A 523-nucleotide genomic window follows, 5' to 3' on the forward strand; every position below is an offset into this window, starting at 1 on the left:
GACCATCACGCCAACCCCATCACGCCAACCAGCGACGCGAACTTCACGCTGAGCGTGGCGGCCACCACTGCCGACGGCGAAGGCAACCTCAGCACCACCACCACCGCCACCGAGGCGGTGACGGTCAATCCGCTGGCGCCGAGCCTGGCGCCGGTGGCCGAGAGCGGAGTCGAGGGCGCGGCCATCGCGCTGAATCTCGGCGCCACGGTCAACGGCCTCGYCGGCGACAGCAACAGCCTGGCTTCGCTGGTCGTCAGCGCGATCCCGGYCGGGGCCACGTTGAGCGATGGCAGCCACAGCTTCACCGCTTCGGCCGGCCACACCGCGGTCGATGTCCATGGCTGGACATTAGGCTCACTGACCATCACGCCAACCAGCGACGCCAACTTCACACTGAGCGTGGCGGCCACCGCCACCGACGGCGAGGGCAACCTCAGCACCACCACCACCGCGACCGAGRCGGTGACGGTCAATCCGCTGGCGCCGAGCCTGGCGCCAGTGGCCGAGAGCGGAGTCGAGGGCG

Annotated in this window: 1 protein-coding gene; it reads left to right on the forward strand. The window is 70.0% G+C overall.

The genetic code is table 11. The features are described 5' to 3' along the window. The coding region (locus AC1DS3_RS39420) for a hypothetical protein (RefSeq protein WP_477129470.1) at positions 1–523 on the forward strand (523 nt) is incomplete at both ends.

This window comes from Cupriavidus sp. 01L46, from assembly GCF_056399905.1.